Origin of the sequence: Paenisporosarcina sp. NPDC076907 (assembly GCF_050269735.1) — a bacterium.
Classification (GTDB): domain Bacteria; phylum Bacillota; class Bacilli; order Bacillales_A; family Planococcaceae; genus Paenisporosarcina.
On record NZ_JBNNIX010000001.1, the window covers coordinates 1151659 to 1177394 of the forward strand.

The window sequence follows — 25736 nt, forward strand, 5'->3', positions numbered from 1 at the left end:
TTATGTAGGGTGAATTCGAATTTTTTTCTGCAAATTTATTGCTCCGGAGTTTCAATTTCTTCTTTATCGTTGAAATAGATGAAGGATTCTTCCTCTAGTTCAGCCAAGCGTTCCTTATTGATCCCTAAGCTTAAGTTTCCTGAGAAGATAGGTTCCCACCAAGTTTCTGTTTTTAACATGTTATTTCCTCCTTTTATTGTCTTAAATGATTTGTTGTTCTTTACCCTAAAAAGTTACACATCTAAACAACTTTTTTGATAAATACTTCTTAAGACCTTAAAACGTTGCAAAACTAGAAGAAGGAGTGTGCGATATGAACCAAACAACATTTGCGATTATTGGTACCGGAATTGTCGGAGAACGTATTATTAATCAGCTATTAGCAAACCCTAATTGCACCATTGTCAGTGCGTACGATGAGAATACACAACGTTTACAAGAGATGAAAGATAAATACCAGTTACCAATAGCAAATTCCATTGAAGAATTATTTGAGACTAAACCAAACTGGGTGTATATTGGAACACCTCCTAATAGCCATGCCTCAATTGCTTTACAAGCAGCTGAAAAAGGCTGCTTAATTTTATCAGAAAAGCCACTTGCTCACGACGTTGAAAGTGGGAAATTAATGGTTGAAAGTGCTAAACAAGCTAATGTTTTAACGGCGATGCATTTTCCTCTCATGTATAGTCCGGCAATTCAAACCTTAATGTATGAAGTTGCAGACCATTCTCTTGGGGAAATACTTCGCGTGGAACTTCATACATTTTTCCCGCATTGGCCAAGAAAATGGCAACAGAATCCATGGATTGGTTCACGTGCGCAAGGTGGATTTATAAGAGAAGTATTTCCACATTATCTACAAATCATGTATCGACTTTTTGGAAATTTTTCGTTTTCAGCTCATCAGACAAATTATCCCGAAGATCAAAATTTGTCCGAGACCGGTTCATTTGCAATTGGTAAAACGGACAGCGGTATACCAATTCTGCTCAATGGCCTAAGTGGAGCGGGACAAGAAGAATGCTTGGAATTTAAAGTGTTCGGAACAGAAAAAGTAATGACCATAAAAAATTGGTCAGAATTATGGGAAAGTAAAAAGGATGAACCTGAAATGAAAATCGAGACCACTTTCACTCCAACAACGTTGTGGGACGCTTGTCATGAAGCACGATTGGGAAAAGAAACTTCACTGGTATCATTCGAAGAAGGTTTAATTGTACAGCGTTGGATTGATGAATTATTGATTTAATTGGCATAAAAAATGAAATCCAAATGAAGGCGCCATTTTAAGGTGTCTTTTTTGCTTAGAAAGATACTACTCGTTACAATAATGTTATAGATGACGGGAGTGATAGAATGAATTTCACAGCACAAGACGTTGACCATATGATTCAGGCGCAGCATGAATTCTACTTTACAGGTGCCACTAAATCAGCTGCATTTCGCAAACAGCAATTAAGTAAGTTAAAACAAGCAATACAACTCCACGAACAAGAAATCGTACAAGCACTTTATAAAGATTTACACAAAAGCGAATTTGAAGCATATGCGACAGAAGTTGGGTTTGTTTTAGATAGTATAGGATATATGACGAAGCATTTAGAGGAATGGATGAAACCGGAATCTGTTAAAACGGCTCTCCATTTACAACCTGCAAAAAGTTTCATTATTCGTGAACCGTATGGCTCTGCTTTAATTATCGGGCCATTTAATTATCCATTTCAATTAGTCATGGAACCACTCATTGGTGCGATAATTGGTGGGAATTGTGCCATTGTCAAACCTTCTGAATCTGCTATTAATACGGCTGTCATTATCAAAAAAATTATAGAATCGACTTTTCCACCAGAATATATACGAGTGGTGGAAGGTGAACGTGAAGAGACTTCCATTCTAATTCATGCACCGTTCGATAAAATTTTCTTTACCGGAAGTGTTCAAGTCGGAAAAATCGTCATGAAAGCCGCTGCTGAAAGATTGACTCCTGTGACGTTGGAACTTGGCGGGAAAAGTCCGGCAATCGTCGATCATACCGCGAATTTAGAAGTTGCTGCGAAGCGTATTGTCTGGGGTAAATTCGTCAATGCTGGACAAACTTGTGTTGCACCGGATTATTTAATGGTGCATCACAAAGTGAAAGACCAATTTATGGAGCTACTGAAAAAAACAATCAAAGAGTTTTATGGAAAAGACGTTCAAAAGAGTCCGGATTATGGACGCATTATCAATTCAAAACAATTCGAGCGTTTAAGACAGTTGATTAGACATGAAGGTGCTCACATTGCTCTCGGTGGAAATATGGATGAAAGTGATTTATATATTGAGCCGACAATCCTCGATGGTGTTTCGTGGAAAAGCCCTTCCATGGAGGACGAGATTTTTGGCCCACTCTTGCCTATTATGACTTACGATCGATTGGAAAGTGCAATTAGCCAAATTAGAAAATATCCTAAGCCATTGTCAGCTTACTTATTTTCCGAAAATAAAAGAGCCATTCAGTACTTTTTAGAAGAACTTCCTTTTGGTGGAGGGTGCATCAATGATACTGTAACGCATGTAGGAAGTGCTCATTTGCCATTTGGTGGAGTCGGCTCATCGGGTTTGAATGCGTATCATGGAAAATATAGTTTTGAAGCATTTACTCATGCCAAATCGATTTTGAAAAAAAGCACGAAATTTCCTGTAAATATTGTATTTCCACCTTATAAAAACAAAGTGAAACTTGTGAAGACACTTCTTAAATAAATTATTAATTTCCACGTCATTCATGATCCACTTCGTGTGGCTCACGAGGAATGTGAGACAAGTGCAGTTATACGATAAACAACTGTCTAGTTATAATAAAAACATACAACTAAAAAAAATCAGCGCCATCCAGTTAACTGGAAGACGCTGATTTTTCTGATTGTGTGTAAGGCAACAAAATAGAGACAACTGTACCTTTATTAAGTTGGCTATTGATCAAAATCTTCCCACCGTGTTCCTGAATGATTTTTTGAGAGATCATCATCCCAAGACCAGTTCCTGTGGTTTTCGTCGTAAAGAAAGGTTCAAATATTTGATTAACAACTTCCTGCGTCATACCTTCACCATTATCACGTATTTGAATCGTTACGAATCCTTGAGTTTCTAAGTCAGTAGAAATTTCAAGCGAACCACCATTGGTCAGTGCTTCTATTGCATTTTTTACGATGTTGATAATTACTTGTTTAATTTGATTTTGCTCACCAACAACAATTGCATGACGCGCTTTCCAAGACTCTTTGAGCAATATGCTTCTTAAATTAAGCTCTGGACTAAAGAGGAGAACGACGTCTTGAAGGATCTTTTCTATATGAAATTCTTTTGCCTTCGTTACATGAGGTTTTGCTAAAATCAAAAACTCGCTAATAATTAAGTTGATTCGTTCAAGTTCAGACTCAATTAATTTTGTGTACGTCTGATAAGGGTGTTGATCATCCGTATTCATCATTTGAATGAAACCTGAAATCACGGTCATGGGATTTCGGATTTCGTGGGCAACACCTGCGGCTATTTCTCCTGCCAGTTTTAACTTTTCAGTTTGGACAATGAGCTTCTCGGCTTCTTTGCGATAAGATATATCACGCGTGATAACGGACATGGCTACCATATCGCCACTCTTGTCGTAAATGGGACTCAACGTCAATTGCGCATCAAAAAAGGTTCCATCTTTTCTCATATCTCTCGTTTCAAAAGAGTAATAACTTTCTCCTTTTAAGACTTTTTCAATTCGTTCGTTCGCTGCGGCAACATTCTCAGGGGGGACAAGCGGAATTCGATTCCCGATGCATTCCTCCCGACTCCATCCATAAAGTAATTCAAATGCTGGATTTAGTGCAATGATCCGCGCATCTAAATCGAAAACGGCAATACCATCTTTGGCATTCTCAAAAAACATATGTAAATAGCCTTCCCTAGAATCAAGGGCTCGTTCCAGCGTCGCTTGCTGTTCCTCTACGCGTTCCCAAGTGGTGCGCATAAAGAGGGAATGGACAACTGCGGTCAAACTCATTAAAATCAACAATAACAGGACCACATATAAATCACCGAATTCAATGGTACTTGTAAAATCTTGAAAATTACTTTGGAAAATATAAATTACTTCTAATACAGTAATCGGTAAAAGAATTAAACTTGAAATGATTGAGTGGTATAATGAAGCAATGAATAGTGGATATACAAAAAGTAAAACATGTATGTAATAAGGTGTATCTAAATTTAGATGAAGAATATATCCATTCATACCGCCCAATATCAGGAACTGCATGACTGTATTATTTATGTTCATTCTTTTTAGTATAAATAAAAGAATGCAATAGATAATCGCGAAAAAAGGGATGGAAACTGTAAATTGGTAAGGGATAAACAGACTTGATAATGTATGAAAAAGTAATCCGATTGCAAATAAATTTATAAACAATCGATTGCGTTTTGACAAGAGCAGTGATTTGTTCATTCTTCACCTCGATAATCAGTAGTTATTCCTATATCATACATGATTTAGCGGTGTGCGAACATGCTGAATTTTGATATGATATTTATCATATAGGGGGTTAATCATGTCTAGCGTATTTAGAGAGAAAGAAACAATTCAATTGCTTCAAAAACTCGTAGAGATTCCAAGTCCTTCTGGATATACGAAAGAAATCATGAAATTCATGGCTTCCATTTTAGATGACATGCAAGTAACTTACACACAATCAAACAAAGGGGCTTTAATTGCTACGATTGAGGGGAAAGATACTTCTAAACATAGATTGTTAACAGCACATACAGATACGCTTGGTGCGATGGTTAAAGAAATCAAAGGAAGTGGACGACTTAAACTATCAATGATTGGTGGGTTTAATTGGAATGCTGTAGAAGGCGAATACTGTCATATACATACAGCCTCTGGCAAAAAAGTCCGTGGAACGATTTTGATGCATCAAACGACAGTTCATGTATATAAAAATGCAGGTTCTGCAGAACGCAGCGTTGAAAATATCGAAGTTCGTATAGATGAAAAAGTTACAAATGCGGATGAAACAAGAGCACTGGGTGTTGAAGTGGGTGACTTTGTATCGTTTGATCCTAGATTTGAGCAAACAGATTCAGGCTTTATCAAATCACGTCACTTGGACGATAAAGCTAGTACAGCTTTGTTATTACAATTGATTGCTTCTATAAAAGAAAATGATTTGAACCTTCCTTATACCACTCATTTCTACATTTCGAACAATGAAGAGATTGGCTATGGTGGTAATTCGAATATTCCAGCAGAAGTTGTGGAATACATTGCTGTCGATATGGGCGCAATTGGTGATGGACAAACATCCGATGAGTATACGGTCTCTATTTGTGCGAAGGATTCATCCGGTCCTTACCATTACGACCTCACACGTCATTTAGTTGAATTAGCTAAACAGCAAGGCATTGAGTATAAGCTGGATATTTACCCGTATTACGGTTCAGATGCATCAGCTGCAATCCGCGCAGGATTCGACGTGAAGCATGCATTATTCGGACCAGGGATTGAAGCATCCCATGCATATGAACGAACACATATTGATTCTTTGAAACATACTGCAGCACTGCTAGAAGCATATGTGCTCTCTCCAATGGAGACAGAATAGGAGGAAAGCAAATGCAGTCAATTGACTTAATCAGTTGCTTGCCGGTTAAAGAAATTCACGGTTCACTTCCCACTGAAGTGTTTGACATAGCGGTTGATTCACGAAGCGTTCAACCAGAAAGTGTTTTTATCTGCATCAAGGGATATACCGTAGATGGACATGATTACGCCATGCAAGCAATTGAAAGCGGGGCAAAAATAATTGTAACTGAAAAACAATTGGAATTGGACTACTCTCGCGTCGCATGTGTTGTCGTTGACGACACAACACGAGCAGTAGGGTTATTAGCTTCCAAGTTTTATGGCTATCCTTCCAAGGATTTGACGATGATTGGTGTAACCGGCACAAATGGTAAAACGAGTGTCAGTGGCATTATCCAAAATATGCTTCAAGGTCTCGCCGTGAAATCTGCTTTGACAGGAACAATTGGTTTTAACTTAAATGGAGTATTGTATGATTCTGCCAATACGACAAGTGATGCGTTAAGCACACAGTTAATGATTAATCGTGCAAAAAGTGAAGGTTGTAAGACGATGATTATGGAAGTCTCATCTCATGGATTGGTTTTAGGACGATTAACGGGCGTAGACTTCGATATCGCCATTTTTACAAATTTAACGCATGATCACTTAGATTTCCATGGAACGATGGAACAGTACGGACAAGCGAAAGGTCTTTTATTCTCCCAATTAGGGCAGGACTTACAACGTTCAAAACATGCCATAGTCAATGCGGATGACGAATGGTCAAATCGACTGAAAGAAATGACCGGTTTTCCCGTTTGGTCTTATGCCATTAAGGCGGATGCACATTTCCAAGGACAAAATATTCAGTTGCAGTCGAATTGTACAACTTTTGAGATGAAGACACCTGAAGGAGTTTTCCCGGTTCGAATGAATCTGTTGGGTGAATTCAATGTATATAATGCTTTAGCTGCAACAGCTGCTTTATATACACAAGGGTATACGATATCTCAAATTATTGAACAGCTTGAAAAAATCCCGCCAGTTAAAGGTAGAATGGAAAAGCTAGACAGTGAGTTGCCTATATCCATATTTATTGATTATGCACATACACCTGACGCGATTGAAAAAGCGATTTCCTCAGTACTCCCTTATCAGACAAACCGTGTAATCTTTTTAGTTGGAACGGGTGGCAATCGAGATCGTTCAAAACGTCCAGCAATGGCAGAGAAGGCTTCGGTAGCAGATTATGTGATATTAACAACAGACGATCCACGCGATGAACCATATGAGTCAATTCTTGCTGATTTAGAAAAAGGAATGTTACACAAAAATTATGCTTGTATTGGTGACCGTGAATTGGCTGTTAAGCATGCGATAGAAATTGCTGAACCAGGTGATATCATCATCTTTGCAGGCAAGGGACATGAAGATTATCAAATTATTGGCCGAACTAAGTTTCCACATAGCGATGGAGAAATCGCATTGGCGGCTGGTAAATTAAAATTCCAGGATTCTCCTTCTCGTTCTTGATTAGCAGATGAAGTTTCTGAAGAAGCATGAAGAACGTTAGAGATTAATTCTGGGAACCGTAACAAAGAACCGATCACATTTGACGATCGGTTCTTTCGACTTTTTGTTCACTTGTAATTTTTTGAAAAACTCCATATGATGATAGAGGAAAAAAAGAAGGAGAATACTTAATAATGACTAAACAAATTCAAGACCAAATACAAGCAAGAAGAACATTCGCGATTATTTCCCATCCCGATGCCGGTAAAACTACAATGACAGAAAAACTGTTATTTTTTGGTGGAGCTATTCGTGATGCAGGTACAGTAAAAGCGAAGAAAACCGGAAAATTTGCTACATCTGACTGGATGGAAATCGAAAAACAACGCGGAATTTCTGTTACTTCTTCCGTTATGCAATTCGATTACGACGATTGCCGCATCAATATTTTGGATACACCTGGTCACCAAGATTTCAGTGAAGACACATACCGTACATTGATGGCAGTGGATAGTGCAGTTATGATTGTCGATGCTGCAAAAGGTATCGAAGCTCAGACAATTAAGTTATTTAAAGTGTGTCGCTTACGCGGGATTCCAATTTTCACGTTCATTAACAAATTGGATCGTCAAGGTAAAGAACCATTAGAGTTAATGGAAGAACTTGAAGAAGTATTGGGAATTGAATCGTATGCGATGAACTGGCCGATTGGTATGGGGAAAGAATTCTTAGGGATTTATGACCGTTTTAACAATCGTGTTGAACAATTCCGTACAGATGAGAAGGAACGCTTTTTGCCTTTGGATGAAGAAGGTGGATTGGCTGTCGATCATTCGATGAAACAAACTTCGTATTACAAACAAGCTTTAGAAGATATCATGTTATTAAATGAAGCGGGTAATGACTTTAATCTGGAAAAATTGAAAAATGGTAAAATGACACCGGTTTTCTTTGGTAGTGCCCTGACGAATTTCGGTGTGCAGACATTCCTTGAAACCTACTTACAATTCGCTCCAACTCCGCAGCCTCGAAAAACGGATGCAGAAGAAGTGATTAATCCAGTATCAGAAGAGTTCTCTGGTTTCATTTTCAAAATTCAAGCCAACATGAATCCTGCGCACCGTGACCGTATTGCCTTTGTGCGTATCGTTTCCGGTAAATTCGAGCGAGGTATGACCGTAACTTTATCACGTACGGGTAAAACGTTTAAACTGACGCAATCGACTCAGTTTTTAGCTGACGATCGTGAAACAGTAGATGTAGCTGTAGCAGGAGATATTATCGGTTTACATGATACAGGTAGTTATCAAATTGGCGATACCATTGTTGGAGGGAAAAAAACCTTTAATTATGAAAAACTTCCACAGTTCACACCAGAGTTATTTGTTCGCGTTACAGCCAAAAACGTAATGAAATCTAAGCATTTCCATAAAGGAATCATGCAGTTGGTACAAGAAGGTGCAATCCAGTATTACAAAACACTTCACACGGAAGATGTCATTCTTGGAGCAGTTGGTCAGCTTCAATTTGAAGTGTTTGAACACCGTATGAAAAATGAATACAACGTGGAAGTTCGTATGGAATCGATTGGCAATAAAATTGCACGTTGGATTGAAAACGAAAGTGATGTTAAGGAATCTATGTCGAGTCCAAGAAGCATGCTCGTTCGTGACCGCTACGATCGATATGTGTTCTTATTCGAAAACGATTTTGCAATGCGCTGGTTCCAAGATAAAAATGAAAATATCGAGCTATATAGTTTGTTATAAGTGAAAAACCTGTCATTCGACAGGTTTTTTTGTTTGCTCAATGGGGAGCAAATATAAGATAAAAAAGAAGAAAAGGAAACCTTCGCACAACCTTCGTACAGGTGCCAAAAGGTGTTTTTACAACGTGAACGTCGATTTTTCCTACGTGACCTCAAATTTTTCCTACGTCAACGCCAATATTTCCTACGTCAAAGCCGATTTTTACAACCAAGAGTTTGGTTTCTTCTCTCAGCCTCGATCTACAACGTAAGAACCGTACTCAGATTAAAATTAACTCTTCTTCACTAAGGCGAAAGTGTATTTTCCTGCTTCAAAAGTGAGTTAATTAATGAATTAACATAGAAATATTGTCAATCCTGTGTCGGGATAAAGTTTCACTCTATTCACGTTTGAAGTAAGTGAGCGTAACGAATATGATAGAGAGAGAAGTTTTGGCAGGAAAGGAATTCACTAGATGAAAATAAGCGATTTTTCAATAAAGCGTCCCGTTTTTACAACAGTTATTATGTTTTTAGTCATTATATTAGGTATTGTATCGTTCTTGAAGATACCGGTTACGCTAATTCCGGAACTGAATCCTCCTGTTGGAGTGGTTGTGACAAGTTATCCAGGGGCGAGCCCGACTGAAGTCAGCGAAAAAGTGACAAAACCACTTGAATCAAGTTTATCAACATTGCCGGGGATAAAAACTTTGCAATCTACTTCGCAAGAAGGCGTCAATTTTATTTTATTGCAATTTGATTGGTCTACCAATATTGATGATATACAAAGCGATATTATGCAGCGTATCGATCAAACACCAGTACCTGACGATTCTCAAAAACCACGGTTTTTGAAATTTGACCCAGCGCAGTTCCCCATCATTCAGTTATCACTTCGTGCTCCTGAAAACGAGGGAGACGTCCGAATCATTGCGGAACAATTGGAAAAAGAACTGCGACGTACAGACGGCGTGGCGAGTGTCAATATTTCAGGGGCGTTAGTGGAAGAAGTACAAATTTTACTGGATCAACAAAAGCTTGAAGCTAAAGGATTAGCACAATCAGACATCGTGCAGTTGATTCAAGCGAACAATGTTTCGTTTCCTGGTGATCCAATCGAAACACAAGATGGCAAGCAACTGACAACCCGTATTGTCAGTACACTGACGAATGTCGAAGATATTAAAAATTTAGTAGTGACCATCAATCCAATGGACGGTGAAAATATAACCGTTGCAGACGTAGCAACGGTTGCGTTGGCAGAACATGAAACATCAACTGAAACGAGTGCGAATGAAGAACCCGCGGTTTTGATGTCAGTACTTCAAGAATCGGGAGCCAATACAGCTGATGTTTCAACTTCGTTAAAAGAATCATTAGATGAACTTTTAAAGAAGGATGAGTATAAAGGGGTAGAAGCGGATATTTTGTTTGACCAAGGTGATTATGTGAAGTTAGCCATCGGAAACATTGGATCCTCACTTATTTTTGGTGGACTCTTCGCGATGCTCGTACTTTTTGTTTTTTTGCGTGGAATAAAGAGTCCAATAATTATTGGAATTGCTATCCCGTATTCGGTCATCGTGACTTTCGTGTTAATGTATTTTGCTGATTTTGCTTTAAATATCATGACGCTGGGTGCATTGGCACTCGGTATTGGGATGTTGGTAGATAATGCAATAGTGGTCATCGAAAACATCGAACGTCATCTCGGTATGGGGAAAGATTCTAAAACGGCAGCTTCAGAAGGAACAAAGGAAGTAGCCGGGGCAATTATAGCATCGACTTTAACAACTGTAGCTGTATTCGTTCCTGTTATTTTTATCACTGGTTTGATTGGTCAAATTTTCACTGAGTTTGCCTTAACCATTTCCTTTAGTTTAATTGCATCTTTGGTAGTGGCACTGACCGTCATTCCAATGCTTGCAAGTAGAATAATGAAAAAGCCTAGAGGCGACTTCGAAGCAAAACGTCGACGTTCAAAATCATATAATAATTTTGAACGTTCGGTTAAATGGGCACTAGGAAATCGATTAATGGTATTGATTTTCACTTCAATCATGCTAATAATTGCAACGTATGGGATGTTCCAAGTGGGAACCGAGTTTTTACCAGCTACTGATGAAGGATTCGTTAGTGTCAATGTCGAGTTAGATAATGGATCTTCTGTAAAAGCAACAAAAGCAGTAGTGAAAAAAATAGAAGATCAGTTAAACAAAGAAAAAGATGTGGATGTATATGTGAGTCTAGTTGGCGGAACACAACAAGGCCAATCACGAGGAACATCAGAATCGAATAGAGCAGAAATATATATCAAGCTCATGCCATTAGATAAACGTGATCGTTCTGTTTTTGAATTTGTGGATGAAGTACAACCAAAAGTATTGAAAAACGTTGGGGAAGAGGCAGAAGTAAGTTTTAATTTGCAAACGGCTGCTGGTTCCACGCCAAATTCATTATCATTTTCAGTAACAGATACGGATGACAAACGTTTGGAAAAAGCAGTTTCTGATATTCAAGGCTCTTTAAGTAAATTTGATTCGATTACAGAAATTACGAATGACTTAGAAGAGAGAATAGATGAAGTGCAAGTGTCCGTGAAAAAAGATGCAGCAACAGAATTTGGACTGGCTCCTGCACAAATTGCCCAAACAGTAAACAGTGTGACAAGGGGGGCCTTTGCTACCCAAATTATTTCTGAAGATGATGATGTTTATGGTGTATATGTAAAATATGACGAAAAATACCGTAGCAGCATTGAACAGCTGAAGAAACTGAAATTAAGAACACCTTCAGGTCAATTTATTGAATTGCAGGAAGTTGCTGAAATTGAAATTGCCGAGGGTCCGGTTTCCATTCGTCGAGTAGACCAAGCAAATTCAGTCAGCTTTTCATTGAAATATGATTCTTCGTATTCGTTAGGGGAAATGTCTGATCAAGTGGATGAGGCAATTGAAAAATTAAAGTTACCGGAAGAAGTTGAAATTAAGTTCGGTGGAGACCGGGAATTATTTGAAAGTGCCATTAATGATATGCTGCTGGCAGTCGTTCTTGCAATTGTGCTTGTTTATATTGTGATGGCAGCGCAGTTTGAATCGTTCAAATATCCTTTTGTTATCATGTTTTCAGTGCCACTCATGATTATTGGTGTAGCACTTGGGTTGTTTATCACCCAAACACCTATCAGTATTACAGCAGTAATAGGCTTATTGGTGCTCGTGGGGATAGTGGTTAATAACGGGATTATGCTGGTTGATTTTATTAATCAACGAAAAGAAGAAGGGTACAATTCCTACGATTCAATCGTTTCTTCAACACGTGATCGAGTGAGACCGATATTAATGACTGCATTAACAACGATACTTGGTTTGTTACCTCTCGCTATAGGAATTGGTGAGGGAACTGAAATAAATCAACCTATGGGGATTGTCGTAATCGGTGGTCTTATCAGTTCGACTTTGCTGACGCTATATGTCATCCCGGTTATTTATAGTCTATTTGATCGTCAAACACGTAAAAGCGCAAAAGCACCTACATCGTGAATCCAAAACAACGTCTATTCAAAAATAGACGTTGTTTTTTAGTGTTAATTTTCGTACTATTCAATTATTAAGAGTTTCGGAGGAGTATAAATGCAAATTCCCTTATTCACTGGATTTCCTGGATTCATTGCACGGCAGATTATGCAAGAGTTGATCAATCAAAATAAAGTAGAGAAGATTTATGCAGTTGTCTTATCATCTCAAATGAAACTCGCAAAAGAGATTTCCCAGGAAATCATGAAGGAATCTCCTCAAGTAACAATACAGTTAGTGGAAGGTGATATCACATATCCAGGATTGGATATTGAAACCACTGAACTTGAAACTCTCCATCGAGAAGTCGATACAGTATGGCATTTGGCCGCTATATATGATTTAGCTGTGGCCAGGGATGCGGCATGGAAAGTAAATGTTCACGGAACTTACCATGTAAATGATTTTGTGAAAAATTTTCCTAACCTAAAAAGATATATGTATTTTAGTACGGCTTACGTAGCAGGAACTAGAGAAGGTCTATTAAGTGAAAGTGAATTAATCCGTCCTAAAGCCTTTAAAAATTATTATGAAGAAACGAAATATGAAGCGGAAGTCCTCGTTGAAAAATTGAAAGCTAAAGTACCAACGACGATTATTCGACCAGGAATTGTGCGAGGACATTCTGTTACGGGGGAAACGATAAAATTCGATGGTCCCTATTTCTTCATCAATATGATTGATAACCTGCGAAAACTTCCCTTCATACCGTATATCGGTAAATCGCAATCATTGATCAATGTTGTACCAATTGATTTTATTATACAAGCAGTAGTGTATTGCAGTGAGAATGATAAAGCTATTGGTAAAACAATTCATTTGACCGATCCAAATCCACATCCAGTGGAGGAAGTCTATCGACATATGGTCTGGAATGTAACGGGAAAATGGCCAAAAGGGCGAATACCTCTTGCACTAGCGAAAACGGGATTACAATTCAAATTAATAAGAAAAAGATTAGGTGTGGAAAAAGAGACACTCGACTATTTAACTTGGACGGCACAGTTCGATACGACTGTAGCGGAAGAAGTATTAGACGGTAGTGGAATCCAATGTGCGGATTTTATCGAATCATTGCCAAGTATGATTGCTTTTTACGAGCTTCATAAAAAAGATCGGTCATATCATATTCTGATCAAGTAGTGTTTGTTTACAACTCCGTTCAATATGGTATAATTATTGTACATGAAAACATAATAGACTTTTGACAGTTGTCAAAGGGGAGTAGCTATAGGGAAACCTATTTCATAGTCGTCATTACATGGCTTTTGCCATCGGTTATGATAGCCATTACATAATGTGCTTAGCAAGACCTTTGCCTTTAAAAAGGCAGAGGTCTTTTTGTTTTCAAAAACTTATTTAAAGGAGATCATTATGGATATCTTTACTGTTGAATTTTTAGTTGCTCTACTTTCAATTATTATGATTGATTTAGTATTAGCAGGAGACAATGCCATTGTTATTGGAATGTCAGCAAAAAACTTACCTGAACAACATAGAAAAAAGGCAATCATTTGGGGTACAGCTGGAGCTGTAGTGGTTCGGGTTCTTGCGACTCTTGCGATTGTATGGATTTTAAAAATTCCTGGTCTACAACTTGTTGGAGGACTAATTCTAATTTGGATTGCTTATAAATTATTAATTGAAGACGGAGACGCGGGGGATCACAAAGCCTCGACTACGATGATGTCAGCGATTACTACCATCATTATTGCAGATACCATTATGGGTCTAGACAATGTATTAGCCGTTGCTGGTGCAGCGAACGCTTCTTCAGACCACAGTTTTTTATTGGTTGTCATTGGATTAATTATTAGTATTCCAATTATGGTATGGGGAAGTACACTCTTCGTGAAGCTGATTGATAAATACCCAATTATTATTTACATCGGTTCTGCGGTTTTGGCATTCACTGCAGCACGAATGATTACACATGAACCATTTTTACATGATTTCTTTGATGCCTATCCGTATGTAGGTTGGATTATGATTGCATTAGTGACAGTTGGGGTAGTATTGGCAGGTCGATACAAAAATCGTAAGCTAATCGTCTTGGCTGATGAAGTTGATGATGCAAGAGAAATGAAAGAAAAAAATCACCAAAAATAAGACATGAAGAATTTAAGAAAAGCTGTGTAAAATCGAAAAGATTTTACACAGCTTTTTTTGTACCCCCTTAAAAATGATTTGCTATGTCGAATAGTTTGATGACATGAAATTGTAAAAATTCTAAGGGGTGGAAAGCATTGAAAAAAATCCAAAAAATTACTGCAGCTGTTTTAGCAACAGGCTTAGTCGCATCAACTTCTTTGCATGCTTTTGCAAATGATACTGAAAAAGTAGATTCTTCTAATTTTGAAACGGTAAATTTACAAGACGCCTTGAACAATCTGAAAGATCAATCGACATCAGTTGAAGATTTACAAACCATTTCAACAAATATTCCTTTAGGTTATCTTGCAAATAATATTTTCGCTTTATCCTTAAACATTGAAAAAATCAATAACCCTACTGCAAAAGCGGCTATCCAGAGAAATATTGAAAAAGCGATTGCTAAATGGGAAGAGAAAAACAAAGAAGAGAATCCAACTACCGAAGAACCGACTGCTGAAGAAAAAGAAGCATTAGAAAAAGCCGAGAAAGCAGCAAAAGAAGAAGCGCAAAAAGCTGAAGAACAAGCAGCAATTGACGCTGCAAAAGCAAAAAAAGAGGCAGAACATGAAGCTAAAATTGCAGCCGAAAAAGCGGCATATGAAGCTAAGTTAGCAGAACAAAAAGCGGCCGAAGAAGCTAAAAAAGCAGCAAGTGAAGCTGAAAAAGCTGAAAAAGAGGCCAAAAAAGAAGAACGTAAAGCAACAAAACAACAACGTAAAGATGAGCATCATGCTAAAAAACAAGAGCGCAAAGATGGACATCATGACCAAAAAGAAAATCGAAAAGATAGACACCATGATAAAAAAGACGGTCATAAAAAAGATCACGGTCATGGAGATAGAAAATAGAATAATGATCGTAACCACAAGTGACAAGTAGATGAATTGTTAAGAAATTGACATGCAAAACGTCTTTTCATTTTATCCATAACCCGTTACAATCGATAAGACTTAACAATTGTGCGGAAATGGGGTGAGCTTGTGATACTAGCAACGATTCAAGGGATATTTTCTAAGAAACAGACAAAAAGCGAACTAGAACTGCTAGTAATCCAAGCTAAAAAGGGGAATGAAGAAGTTCTTAATGAACTTCTTTCGTCCTACACTCCTTTTATGAAAAAAACTGCTTCATTTATATGTAAACGTTATATTGGGGAACAAGATGATGAATACAGTATAGCAATGTCCGCGTTCCATGATGCCATCGTTCATTTTGATCAGGATAAAAATGCATCATTCCTAACATTTGCTCATTTGCTGATTCGGCGTAAACTGATTGACTATATTCGAAAAGAAGCTAGAAGAAAAGAAATTAGTCTAGGTCAAATGACTTCTGATTCCGAGATTGAATCAAGTTCTTTTTCAATCCTGGAATCTTCTCATTCATTTGAACAATTTACAGCGACGCAGCAGGCAGATGAAAGAAAACATCAAATTGCTGTATACGAATCTTTGCTAAAACCATTTGGATTAAACTTTCAGGAACTTGTAAAAATTTCACCTTCTCATGAAGATTCAAGAAAAACCGCTATCCAAATAGCGCAACTAATTGTGGAAACGGACGAGTTTTACGAAGTCCTTCAAACAAAAAAGAAATTACCAATAAAAGAATTGGAAGAATTAGTTGAAGTCTCACGTAAAACCTTGGAGAGACAACGAAAGTTTATAATAGCAATTGCTATTCTTCTAAAAAGTGATCTGCACTACATAAAAGATTATTTAAAAGGACGGATGTCATGATGAACACGCGAAGACGGATCGTGTTTGAGACAACATCTTCATATACCATTTTCTTCACGAAAGATGGATTATTTGAAAAAGGCATTCCACTCCCGGCTTCTGTTGAAGTAGGTGATGAAGCATTTTATAAACCTTTTTTAAACAATAGAAGACATAAAGCAATATTTAATTCGGCATGGACAGCACCGGTACTATCGATTGTAGCTACGCTTGTCTTGCTTTTTTCAGTATTGTTGCCTGGACAAACAACAGTGTCAGCATACGTACAGATTGATATCAACCCAAGTGTAGAACTTGGTATAGATAATGAAGGAACTGTGTATTCATTTAAAGGACTTAATGAAGATGGAGTAGCCATAAAACGAGATATTGCATTTTGGAAAGGTAAGCCATTATCCTGGGTCTTGGATCAAATTGTGGATCGCACAGAAACTATTATCAAAAAAACTGATGAAATTGAAATAACTGCGATTTATGAAAATGATGATGATCATGACCATGACCAACTGGAAAGAGTAATTATCGCAGCAGTAAGTTCTTCTACCAGCGAAGTACTTTCTCAAAAACAAAATATAAACATAAGTGAAGCGACAGTGTCAGCTCGTGATGCTGCTAATAAACAAGGGATTTCTGTTCAAGAATACAATACCGAAATTGAAGAGCAACAAGAGGAAAAGCGCCAGAAAAAAGAGAAGCCCATTCCTTTACAACAAAAAAGTGAAAAGATAAAACGTAATCCTGTCGAACTGCCAAAAAATGATAAAGCCAAACAACAAACTCCTCCAACAGGAAATTCACAAAAAGATGAAAAGCCAAAAAATAAAATCGAAATTCCTTTAAAGAATGAAGTGAAACAACAATCCAATCAAATGAAGAACGAAGTGAAACAACAATCCAATAAAAAAAAGAATGAAGTGAAACAACAACCCAATCAAAATCAAAACTCTCATAAACACAAACCAAATCAAAATCATGAGAATAACTCTGGTCAAAGGAACAAAGATGAATATAAAGCTGGCAGGGACAAAAATAACTCCAAAGAAAATGTCCGAGATGATCGAAATGACAGAGACAACAGAGATAACGCAACTGACAGAGATGACAGAGAAGAAAGAAATGAAAGAGAAAGTGATGAAAAAGATGACAAAAAGAGTGAAACGAAAGTGAATACCAAAAATGAAGATAAGCACGACAATAACAATAAACATAATAATAAAGATGATTAACAAGTTGTGCTTCTCAAATGAGAAGCACTTTTTTATTCAGGAAAAAGACTAGCGCTTTCTTTTTCCCGAAATGTTTTTTAGAATAGGAAGATGACCTATTCGTGTCATTTGAAAGGACTTGACCGTTTTATGAATCCAATTATTAGTCGCATACGGAATTTAACTCCCGCCCAGGCGATTGTTTCCTACTATTTCCTAGCGATCGGTATATCAGTAGGGTTACTAAACTTACCTGGTGTACATCAAGAAGGAGTAAAAGTAGAATTTATTGATAGTATGTTTACAGCCGTTAGTGCTGTCAGCGTAACTGGTCTTAGTGTATTCAATATTTCAGAAACCTACACCACTTTTGGAATATTCATGTTAATGGTGATACTTCAACTCGGCGGCATTGGAATTATGTCCCTTGGCACTTTCGTGTGGTTACTTGTAGGGAAGAAAATTGGCTTACGTGAGCGTCAATTAATTATGATGGATCATAACCAGCATTCATTATCAGGAGTAGTAAATCTTATTATTGAAATTATCAAGATTTTATTGCTAATCGAGTTATTAGGAGCTCTTATCCTTACATTCTATTTCACTCAATTTTATGAAACATTTTCACAAGCGTTCATACACGGCTTGTTTGCCTCTGTTTCAGCGACAACAAACGGTGGCTTTGATATAACTGGTCAATCCATGATTCCCTACCATAATGATTATTTTGTACAGATTATCAACATGATTTTAATTATATTAGGCGCAATTGGATTCCCAGTTTTAATCGAAATTAAAGCGTTTTTGTCGGGCAAAAATAAAAATTTCCGTTTTTCACTTTTCACTAAAATAACCACCGCTACATTTGGTCTTTTGCTGTTGGTTGGCACTGTCGTGATACTTGTACTTGAAATGTTCAAATCATTTCGCGACATGTCTTGGCACGAAGCCTTATTTGCTGCAATGTTCCATTCGGTTTCCTCTCGTTCTGGTGGCCTTGTTACGATGGATATTACTGAGTTTGCGCAGGGGACCAATATATTCATTAGTGCATTGATGTTTATAGGGGCTTCTCCAAGTTCAGTTGGTGGAGGAATTCGCACGACAACGTTTGCCATTGCCATTCTATTTCTCATTAACTTTGCACGTGGAAAAAACGAAATTCAAATTTTTAATCGAGAGATTCAGCTAATTGATGTGTTCCGTTCATATGCAGTAATTATTTTAGCGCTTTTCATGGTACTGTTTGCTACGATTGCGTTATCCATATCTGAACCAACATTACCGATTACAGCCATTGTTTTTGAAATTACCTCTGCATTCGGAACTTGCGGAATGTCTTTAGGCATCACAGATGAATTATCGACGTTTGGTAAAATATTGATTATGGTTCTGATGTTTGTAGGACGAGTCGGATTAATTTCTTTCCTATTTACGATCGGTGGCCGTACAACAAAAACAAAATTCCATTATCCAAAAGAACGCGTAATTATAGGATGATAAAAAAAGAGCAGGTCCTGAAAATCAGGATACCTGCTCTTTTGCTATAAATGAAAATTGTGGTGCTTGTCCAGATTTGAAGAATGTCAGTAAGTATCCATCCTTTGACACCACTTGTTCTTGTTCAAGTTGATGTAAATCTAGAGTGAAAGGAACTAGCAGTGTTTGTTTATACACTTCACGTTCATGTAAGTTAAGACCGGCGAAAGTGGATCCTGCAAGCTGTGGATTTTCTATGATTTTTCGATAAATAGCTGACTGAGCTTCTTTTTGCATTTCTTTTTCCCACCAAGGTTTACGTGGTTGGAATTGGTGATGGGCTAAGTAGTCAATTTTCATCAAACTTCTGACAACATCCATATTGGCACGTCCGTCTTGCATTAAAAATTCTTCAAGACGTTTAAATAAATCTTCAAGCTGGTGACCAATTCTTGACCAGCCTTTTTCCTCCCAATAACTCCCGAAATCCTGGAAGAAATCAAATGGTGTATCAAAAGTTTCAGTTACGAGGTAACCTACCGTCCGGTCTAGTCGATGAGCATTCCAATACTTCTCAAGTACATCTTCAGCTTGTTTGATTCTCAACATATCGTCGAAAGTCAGTACATTATTTGCGAAGATTTCGTATGGAGCTTGATCGACATACACATAGCCATATTCTTCTGCTTGCACACGTAACCCAGTGCCTCGTAACAGCTTCAAGAAACCTAATTGTAATTCTTCAGGTCCCATTGCAAAGACATCATTGAATGTCTGTTTGAAGGACGCGTAGTCTTCTTCGGGTAATCCAGCAATTAAATCTAAATGCTGTGCAATTTTACCGCCTTCTTTTACCATTGTTACTGTTCGAGTTAATTTGGCAAAGTTTTGTTTTCTCTTTACCAATTCATTCGTCAATTCATTTGTTGATTGAACACCAATTTCAAATCGGAATAATCCAGCAGGTGCATTATCATTTAAGAACTGAATGACTTCAGGTCTCATGATATCAGCTGTAATTTCGAATTGAAAAACAACACCCGGTCGATGTTCGTCAATTAAAAATTGAAACATTTCCATTGCATAGCTTCGGCTGATGTTAAAGGTCCGGTCAACAAATTTAATAATTTTCGCATTATGATCCATTAAATATCGAATATCTTCTTTTACTTTTTCCCGATTAAAATAGCGCACACCGACTTCTATGGAAGATAAGCAGAATTGACATGAGAAAGGACAGCCTCTACTTGTTTCGATGTAAGTAATTCGTTTAGATAAGTGTGGGATGTCTTCTTCAAAACGAAAAGGTGATGGCATCTCTCGCAAATCAATTTTAGGACCCTGTGGATGAATCATAAACTTGCCATCCTGCATGTAACAAATTCCGGGTACCTCCTGCAAAGAGACAGTCCCTTCGACATAATGAAGCAGTTGTTTGAATGATACTTCACCCTCACCCATAACAATAAAATCGATTTCTTCCATACGTCTCAACCAATAATTTGAGTCGTAAGATACTTCTGGTCCACCGAGTACAATAATAGTTTCTGGGCTCACTCTTTTTAAAAGACGCACTACTTTTAATGTCTCTTCGATATTCCAGATGTAACAGCTGAAACCAACCACTTTTGGTTTCTTTAAATAAATGTCTGAAACAATATTAAAAGATGGATCTTTGATTGTATATTCAGCAATTGTCGGATTAAACTCAGGTTGGGCACTTGCTTTCAGGCACCGTAGAGCCAAGTTAGTATGAATATATTTAGCGTTTAGCGTAGCTAAGACGACGTTCATTAAGCATTCTCCTTTTTTACACCATCCTATTTTACCAAGGAAAAGAGTTTCAAACAATAAAAGCATTCATACCCATCCGATTTGATCTTTTAGTATGGAACAAACTGAATTAAAAGTATTTTTGGTTTTCGACCTTTACAGAATATCTTGGAACTTCAAGGCATATTATGTTTGAAAAGAGTGAGAGAGGTCGGTGAAAGAATTTGTTTTGGAGTAAAATTACAGAGATGTTCGATTTTTTATTTAAAGATGAGAAAAATCCCGTAATCCTTTTTGAAAATGAAAAAGGGATTATCAAGATGAATTACAAAGCGCGAGAATTCTTTTCCAATCATCATACTGAAGTGTTTGCTAAGCAAATGGACAAGGCCTCTTTCGAAACATGGAGGCACTTTTTAAAGAATGCAACCATCTCTAATCACGCAAAAAGTCGAATTTGTTTATCTGATTTAGAAAATCGGGAAATGTATTTCGAACTTGAAGGATGTTACAATCAATCAGCTGACCAATATATTATTCATTTCAAGCAAACCCCTGAGAAATTCGTAAACCAAAATTATTGGGCTGGATCTGTCAATTACAAGTCTCTTTTTGAAAACGCTCCAGATGGAATAATTTTGACAAATTATGAGGGAATTATTATCGATGCCAATCTGAAAGTAGAGAAGCTGTTTGATGTATCGCTAGATAACTTAATAGGTAGAAATTCGACGATTATCTTTGATCGAATTCCTCATTCAAATATTGAATTCAATAAGTTTTTAGAAACACTTTTTTTAAGAGGAAATGCGAAAATGGTTTTATCAAAAATCGATGCGAATGGTGAACCAAGATATTATCATGTTACATCTGTGTTCGATGAAATTTTGGAAATGTATATCACACTAATTCATGATGACACTGAAAACTATGCATTAAAAAGACAAATTGAACATTCTCAATCCTTATCCACTCTCGGTCAGATGGCAGCAAGTATCGCTCATGAAGTTAGAAATCCACTGACATCCTTAGAAGGATTTATCCAATTACTCACAAATCAAGTTACAGAACAAGGTCATCAATATCTTGACATCGTTGATAGTGAACTCACTCGTATGGAATCCATTCTCAATGAATTTTTAACGTTATCTAAACCGACTACACGGTCTCTCAAAATGATTTCAGTATCCTCTATCATTAAGCAAATTGTCTATCTTATGCAACCACAGGGGATTTCACAAAATATTGAACTGGAATTCATTACGTGGGAAAAAGATTCCGATATTGTTTTGGGTGATGCTGACGAACTGAAAAAAGTTTTTATGAACATCTTGAAGAATTCTATGGAAGTAATGCCTCATGGGGGGAAAGTGATAATAACGCAAACTCTGCGTGAAGATAACCAATTATGGATTTCAGTAAAAGATCAGGGGGTGGGCATGACACCTGAGCAGCTTCAACATATTTTTTTACCATTTTATACATCAAAGGAACACGGTACTGGATTAGGGCTAGCACATGCAATGCAAACAATCGAAAATCACGGAGGAAGTATAGAAGTGGAAAGTGAGATAAGCAAGGGTACTACTTTTCATATTATCCTTCCAATTTATCAATTGGAATCAAGTAAGGAGAAAACAACACATGATCAAAGACATACAAAGCCCTTTAGGGAAGTTATATCTTCAAATTGATGACGCAAAATTAACAGCTATTCACTTTCATGATCCAAACGTTGCCGATGAGGCAAGCACCAATCAGAATGAATGGGTGTTTGAAAATGCCAAGCAGCAATTAATCGAATATTTCAGCGGACAGAGAATACAGTTTGATTTGCCACTGAATGTAAGCGGAACTGCTTTTCAGCAGAGTGTTTGGAATGAGTTGAAAGGTATTGAATATGGACAAACCATCAGTTATCAAGAACTGGCAAATCGAATCGGAAATGCAAAAGCTTGTCGGGCAGTCGGACAAGCTAATAGAAAAAATCCATTACCCATAGTTGTTCCATGTCATCGTGTCATCGGTAAAGATCACTCATTGAAAGGGTATGCAGGCTCTCTTACACCTTATAAAAAAATACTGATTGATCTTGAACTGCAACATATCGATTCCAAAGCATTTTGACAAAGTTCTTCTATTCCCTATATACTAGTTTTAATTAGAGATATTGGGAATACAGGTGATTGAGATGAAATCCGAAGAACTGACACAGTCGTTAAAATTATTCATAGTGCTTTCAAGGGCATATAAATCGTTGCATGAGTGTACAAATCAATTTTTTCAAGCGAATGGATTAAACCCTACTGAATTTGCAGTATTGGAGCTGTTGTTCCATAAAGGTCGACAACCATTACAAAAAATAGGTAATAAGATTTTACTTGCTAGTGGATCGATTACATATGTAATTGATAAATTGGAAAAAAGAGGTTATATTCACCGCATATCGTGCCCATCTGACCGAAGAGTGACTTTCGCTGAAATCACTCCCGAGGGTGAGGCTTTTATGGCACAATTGTTCCCAGAACATGAGAAACAGCTACATGAAATGATGGGTGCCTTGGATATTGAAGAAAAAGAACAAGCAATTGCTTTATTAAAGAAATTAGGACTATCAATTAAAGATTTGTCTTATTAAAAAAATTCTGGCTCAATTGATGAGCCAGAATTTTTTATTGTTTTGCAGCGATTGTTTCGCCCATTTTCAAGAATGCATCCGTTAAGTTCACACTGTTCTGATCGAAGATAGTCAATCGCACGATCAAATTACCCTGTTCAAATACCATACCGGAAACAGTTCCTAATTCAAATGTCGATTCGTATCCAATTTGATTCGAAATGCCTTCGCCTTGTGGTAATTTTTCTTGTTTATCAATTTTTACAGGCTCTTTGCCAATACTTACAGCTGCAATACTTTCAATCATCGTATCTCTAATGATTTCGTAGTCAGCTTCATCTTTGGAAATCGTTTCAACGCGCATGAACACGGCAGAATTTTCGTCATAGTAAAGTGAATCTCTATTCGGCTCTTCTCCCGTTAATGAATAGCCATCCAATTTGTAAAGCGAATAGTTCTGTTGGTCACTATCCGTCAACTTAGCTGTTTCCTCTTTCTTTTCGTCCTCGATTGAATAGGAAAGTGCTTTTTCAGGTCCTCTTGTTTCAGGATCAATTGCAGTTTCTGTTTCCTCTTTTGATTTATTTTCATCAGCTGTTTCATCAACAGTGGTTTTATCACTTTCAGAGCCATTTGTTTCATCAGTGGAGTTACATGCAGAAAGCATAGAAATTGCTAGAGACAAGGATGCAAATAATAGCCAAGATTTTTTCATATAAATATTCCTCCTTATGTAGTAGACGTGATGTGATTGTCATATGTTTCAAGAGTTAAGCGGTAAAACCAGATACAGGAGAATGGTCATTGTAATGTGAGCAATGATAATGAGTGGCATACTTTTTTTCCACTCATATAAAAGTCCCCACAGTAAGCCTGATGTGATTGCTGCAAGAACTCCTAGCCAAAATCCGCTGAAAGCCATAGATAATCCGAATAGGATAGAAGCCACCAATACAGCATAGAAAGGGCTCATATACATTTTTAATTTTTGCTGAATAAAGCCGCGCCAAAATAACTCTTCTCCTGGGGCTATAATTAGCATCAATAACAAGTAGTGCCAAACCGTTGTTGGCCCATAGTCACTCAAAAATCGTTCGACTGAAACTGCTGCCTGATCCGTAAATATGGAAAAGAAACGATAAGCAATTGCAATAAGCCCATAAGTGAGTGTACCATAACCAATTCCGAAAATTAAGTACTCCCAAGTCCGAACATCATCTTCCATTTTACCTAGAACAAATGATAAGGCCATAAATAATAGCATAGTGAATGTATACATATACCAAAAGATTTCTTCGAATGAAAAAGTGAAAAAAAGTAATAAATAGACAATAACCAACAAGACAGTCCATCTTAGATGAGAAGTCATAATATTCAACTTACACACCTCCAATACTTTTTAGTCCTTTAAATTATTTAGGGATCACTCTTCTTCAACTTCAGCAATGGGTGTAGACTCTGACTCTTTGAGGTATACTATTTTATACCGTTTATGATTGACGACTGTTTTTTCTTCAATTTCGAGTTCATCGAAATTTTCCATTATGGAAAGATTCACAATGACGGAGTTTTCGTTGACTTTTTCTACTATTCCCTGCAAGCCATCTTTAAATTCAATTATTGATCCTACAGTTGCTATTTCCACAGACATTCAGCTCCTTAATGCGGTCATACTCAATAGTGTGCATGATAATTTTTCTGCCGTAAAGTATTTTCTGAAAACATATTTAAATCATTTGAAATTTTTCTATAAAGGGAGACTACCCATGAATATATTTGAACAACAATTAGATGATTTAAAAGCTGGAAAGCTATCATCTATTACCATCGAAAAAGATGACTTTTTGTCATTTCGTGAAGTGCTGGTTGTAAGAGAAGATTTTAAACATATAAGAGGTACAGCTAAACAAGGCGGAATTGTCATCTATACATATGATTTGGATGCACGAAGTTAACAAGAATGTCGTATTTTGTCGGAATAAACTTGTGTTTGCGAGAAGTTTTTCGTGTATAATAATGGATAATATGGGTTTGGTAAAGGAGGTATCACGTGCCGGAATCAATTCTTGAGCAAGTGGAACTTACAAGAGAAAAAATGATTAAGTCAGCGCTTGAAAATGGTTTTGGAGACGTTAATACTATCCGACTTAGTAAAAAGTTAGATCGTTTATTAAACATATATCAATTGAAAGACTTCCCAAATAAAGCGTCTATCATCGATAATGAATTAATTAAAAACTAAGCATTTCTGCTTAGTTTTTTTATTATCATATTTTATCAGAATAATAGGTATATTTGATATACTCATATAGTTAATAAGGGGGATTATG

23 protein-coding genes and 1 riboswitch are annotated in these 25736 nt (G+C 37.1%); of the genes, 17 read left to right on the forward strand and 6 right to left on the reverse strand.

Annotated elements, in window-relative coordinates; genetic code table 11:
* Positions 1-35: 35 nt before the first annotated feature.
* Entirely contained in the window at positions 36-179 is a 144-nt protein-coding gene (locus tag ACQKEV_RS05605) for a hypothetical protein (RefSeq protein ID WP_269925622.1), read from the reverse strand.
* Positions 180-313: 134 nt separating this feature from the next.
* On the opposite strand from ACQKEV_RS05605, the gene ACQKEV_RS05610 reads away from it, so the two are divergent.
* Positions 314-1252, forward strand: a complete 939-nt coding sequence (locus ACQKEV_RS05610) for a Gfo/Idh/MocA family protein (RefSeq protein WP_427444138.1) — start codon at positions 314-316, stop codon at positions 1250-1252.
* Between the two features lie 107 nt (positions 1253-1359).
* Positions 1360-2748, forward strand: coding sequence for an aldehyde dehydrogenase (locus tag ACQKEV_RS05615; protein WP_427444140.1), 1389 nt, complete (start codon positions 1360-1362; stop codon positions 2746-2748).
* Between the two features lie 133 nt (positions 2749-2881).
* Here ACQKEV_RS05615 and ACQKEV_RS05620 read toward each other — a convergent pair whose 3' ends face one another.
* Positions 2882-4480 carry an ATP-binding protein gene (locus ACQKEV_RS05620; RefSeq protein WP_427457758.1) on the reverse strand — a complete coding sequence of 533 codons (1599 nt, stop codon included), beginning with the start codon at positions 4478-4480 and terminating at the stop codon, positions 2882-2884.
* 103 nt (positions 4481-4583) lie between these two features.
* On the opposite strand from ACQKEV_RS05620, the gene ACQKEV_RS05625 reads away from it, so the two are divergent.
* The 10 genes from ACQKEV_RS05625 to ACQKEV_RS05670 all read left to right on the forward strand — a co-directional run bounded on the left by ACQKEV_RS05625 (position 4584) and on the right by ACQKEV_RS05670 (position 19037).
* Positions 4584-5639, forward strand: a complete 1056-nt coding sequence (locus tag ACQKEV_RS05625; protein ID WP_427444143.1) for a M42 family metallopeptidase — start codon at positions 4584-4586, stop codon at positions 5637-5639.
* A gap of 11 nt (positions 5640-5650) precedes the next feature.
* Positions 5651-7135 carry a UDP-N-acetylmuramoyl-L-alanyl-D-glutamate--2,6-diaminopimelate ligase gene (locus ACQKEV_RS05630; protein ID WP_427444145.1) on the forward strand — a complete coding sequence of 495 codons (1485 nt, stop codon included), beginning with the start codon at positions 5651-5653 and terminating at the stop codon, positions 7133-7135.
* Positions 7136-7308: 173 nt separating this feature from the next.
* Complete coding sequence (locus ACQKEV_RS05635; RefSeq protein ID WP_427444147.1) at positions 7309-8883, forward strand: peptide chain release factor 3; 1575 nt, start codon at positions 7309-7311, stop codon at positions 8881-8883.
* 454 nt (positions 8884-9337) lie between these two features.
* The gene (locus tag ACQKEV_RS05640; protein WP_427444149.1) at positions 9338-12406 is read left to right on the forward strand and encodes an efflux RND transporter permease subunit; all 3069 of its coding nucleotides are present in this window, start codon (positions 9338-9340) and stop codon (positions 12404-12406) included.
* A gap of 90 nt (positions 12407-12496) precedes the next feature.
* Positions 12497-13582, forward strand: coding sequence for an SDR family oxidoreductase (locus ACQKEV_RS05645; protein WP_427444151.1), 1086 nt, complete (start codon positions 12497-12499; stop codon positions 13580-13582).
* Between the two features lie 64 nt (positions 13583-13646).
* A riboswitch (yybP-ykoY riboswitch) is annotated at positions 13647-13799 on the forward strand.
* Between the two features lie 14 nt (positions 13800-13813).
* On the forward strand, positions 13814-14548 hold the full coding sequence (locus ACQKEV_RS05650; RefSeq protein ID WP_427444153.1) for a TerC family protein: 735 nt from the start codon (positions 13814-13816) through the stop codon (positions 14546-14548).
* 137 nt (positions 14549-14685) lie between these two features.
* A complete protein-coding gene (locus ACQKEV_RS05655; protein WP_427444155.1) occupies positions 14686-15441 on the forward strand; it encodes a hypothetical protein in 756 nt (251 codons plus the stop codon).
* 132 nt (positions 15442-15573) lie between these two features.
* On the forward strand, positions 15574-16332 hold the full coding sequence (gene sigI, locus ACQKEV_RS05660) for an RNA polymerase sigma-I factor (RefSeq protein ID WP_427444157.1): 759 nt from the start codon (positions 15574-15576) through the stop codon (positions 16330-16332).
* Positions 16333-16352: 20 nt separating this feature from the next.
* Positions 16353-17558, forward strand: a complete 1206-nt coding sequence (locus ACQKEV_RS05665; RefSeq protein ID WP_427444159.1) for an anti-sigma-I factor RsgI family protein — start codon at positions 16353-16355, stop codon at positions 17556-17558.
* Between the two features lie 129 nt (positions 17559-17687).
* On the forward strand, positions 17688-19037 hold the full coding sequence (locus ACQKEV_RS05670; RefSeq protein WP_427444160.1) for a TrkH family potassium uptake protein: 1350 nt from the start codon (positions 17688-17690) through the stop codon (positions 19035-19037).
* 24 nt (positions 19038-19061) lie between these two features.
* Here ACQKEV_RS05670 and ACQKEV_RS05675 read toward each other — a convergent pair whose 3' ends face one another.
* Positions 19062-20810 (reverse strand): B12-binding domain-containing radical SAM protein, encoded by a 1749-nt coding sequence (locus tag ACQKEV_RS05675; RefSeq protein WP_427444162.1) that lies wholly within the window; start codon positions 20808-20810, stop codon positions 19062-19064.
* A gap of 344 nt (positions 20811-21154) precedes the next feature.
* Between ACQKEV_RS05675 and ACQKEV_RS05680 the strand changes: the two genes are divergently transcribed.
* The 3 genes from ACQKEV_RS05680 (at position 21155) to ACQKEV_RS05690 (ending at position 23427) form a co-directional block, all read left to right on the forward strand.
* Positions 21155-22483: an ATP-binding protein gene (locus ACQKEV_RS05680; protein ID WP_427444164.1), complete on the forward strand. Its 1329-nt coding sequence runs from the start codon at positions 21155-21157 to the stop codon at positions 22481-22483.
* A complete protein-coding gene (locus tag ACQKEV_RS05685) occupies positions 22434-22916 on the forward strand; it encodes a methylated-DNA--[protein]-cysteine S-methyltransferase (protein WP_427444166.1) in 483 nt (160 codons plus the stop codon). The genes ACQKEV_RS05680 and ACQKEV_RS05685 overlap by 50 nt, the downstream gene beginning before the upstream one ends.
* Positions 22917-22980: 64 nt before the next feature.
* Entirely contained in the window at positions 22981-23427 is a 447-nt protein-coding gene (locus tag ACQKEV_RS05690) for a MarR family winged helix-turn-helix transcriptional regulator (RefSeq protein ID WP_427444168.1), read from the forward strand.
* Between the two features lie 34 nt (positions 23428-23461).
* Here the strand turns inward: ACQKEV_RS05690 and ACQKEV_RS05695 are convergent, their stop codons facing one another.
* Genes ACQKEV_RS05695 through ACQKEV_RS05705 form a run of 3 tightly spaced genes read right to left on the reverse strand, consistent with a single transcriptional unit; the run spans position 23462 to position 25051 of the window.
* Complete coding sequence (locus tag ACQKEV_RS05695) at positions 23462-24121, reverse strand: hypothetical protein (RefSeq protein ID WP_427444170.1); 660 nt, start codon at positions 24119-24121, stop codon at positions 23462-23464.
* Between the two features lie 48 nt (positions 24122-24169).
* The gene (locus ACQKEV_RS05700) at positions 24170-24775 is read right to left on the reverse strand and encodes a CPBP family intramembrane glutamic endopeptidase (RefSeq protein WP_427444841.1); all 606 of its coding nucleotides are present in this window, start codon (positions 24773-24775) and stop codon (positions 24170-24172) included.
* 54 nt (positions 24776-24829) lie between these two features.
* Positions 24830-25051: a YkvS family protein gene (locus ACQKEV_RS05705; protein ID WP_427444172.1), complete on the reverse strand. Its 222-nt coding sequence runs from the start codon at positions 25049-25051 to the stop codon at positions 24830-24832.
* 121 nt (positions 25052-25172) lie between these two features.
* Between ACQKEV_RS05705 and ACQKEV_RS05710 the strand changes: the two genes are divergently transcribed.
* Positions 25173-25361: a hypothetical protein gene (locus ACQKEV_RS05710; RefSeq protein WP_427444174.1), complete on the forward strand. Its 189-nt coding sequence runs from the start codon at positions 25173-25175 to the stop codon at positions 25359-25361.
* Positions 25362-25456: 95 nt separating this feature from the next.
* A complete protein-coding gene (locus tag ACQKEV_RS05715; protein WP_427444175.1) occupies positions 25457-25648 on the forward strand; it encodes a Spo0E family sporulation regulatory protein-aspartic acid phosphatase in 192 nt (63 codons plus the stop codon).
* Positions 25649-25736: the final 88 nt, after the last annotated feature.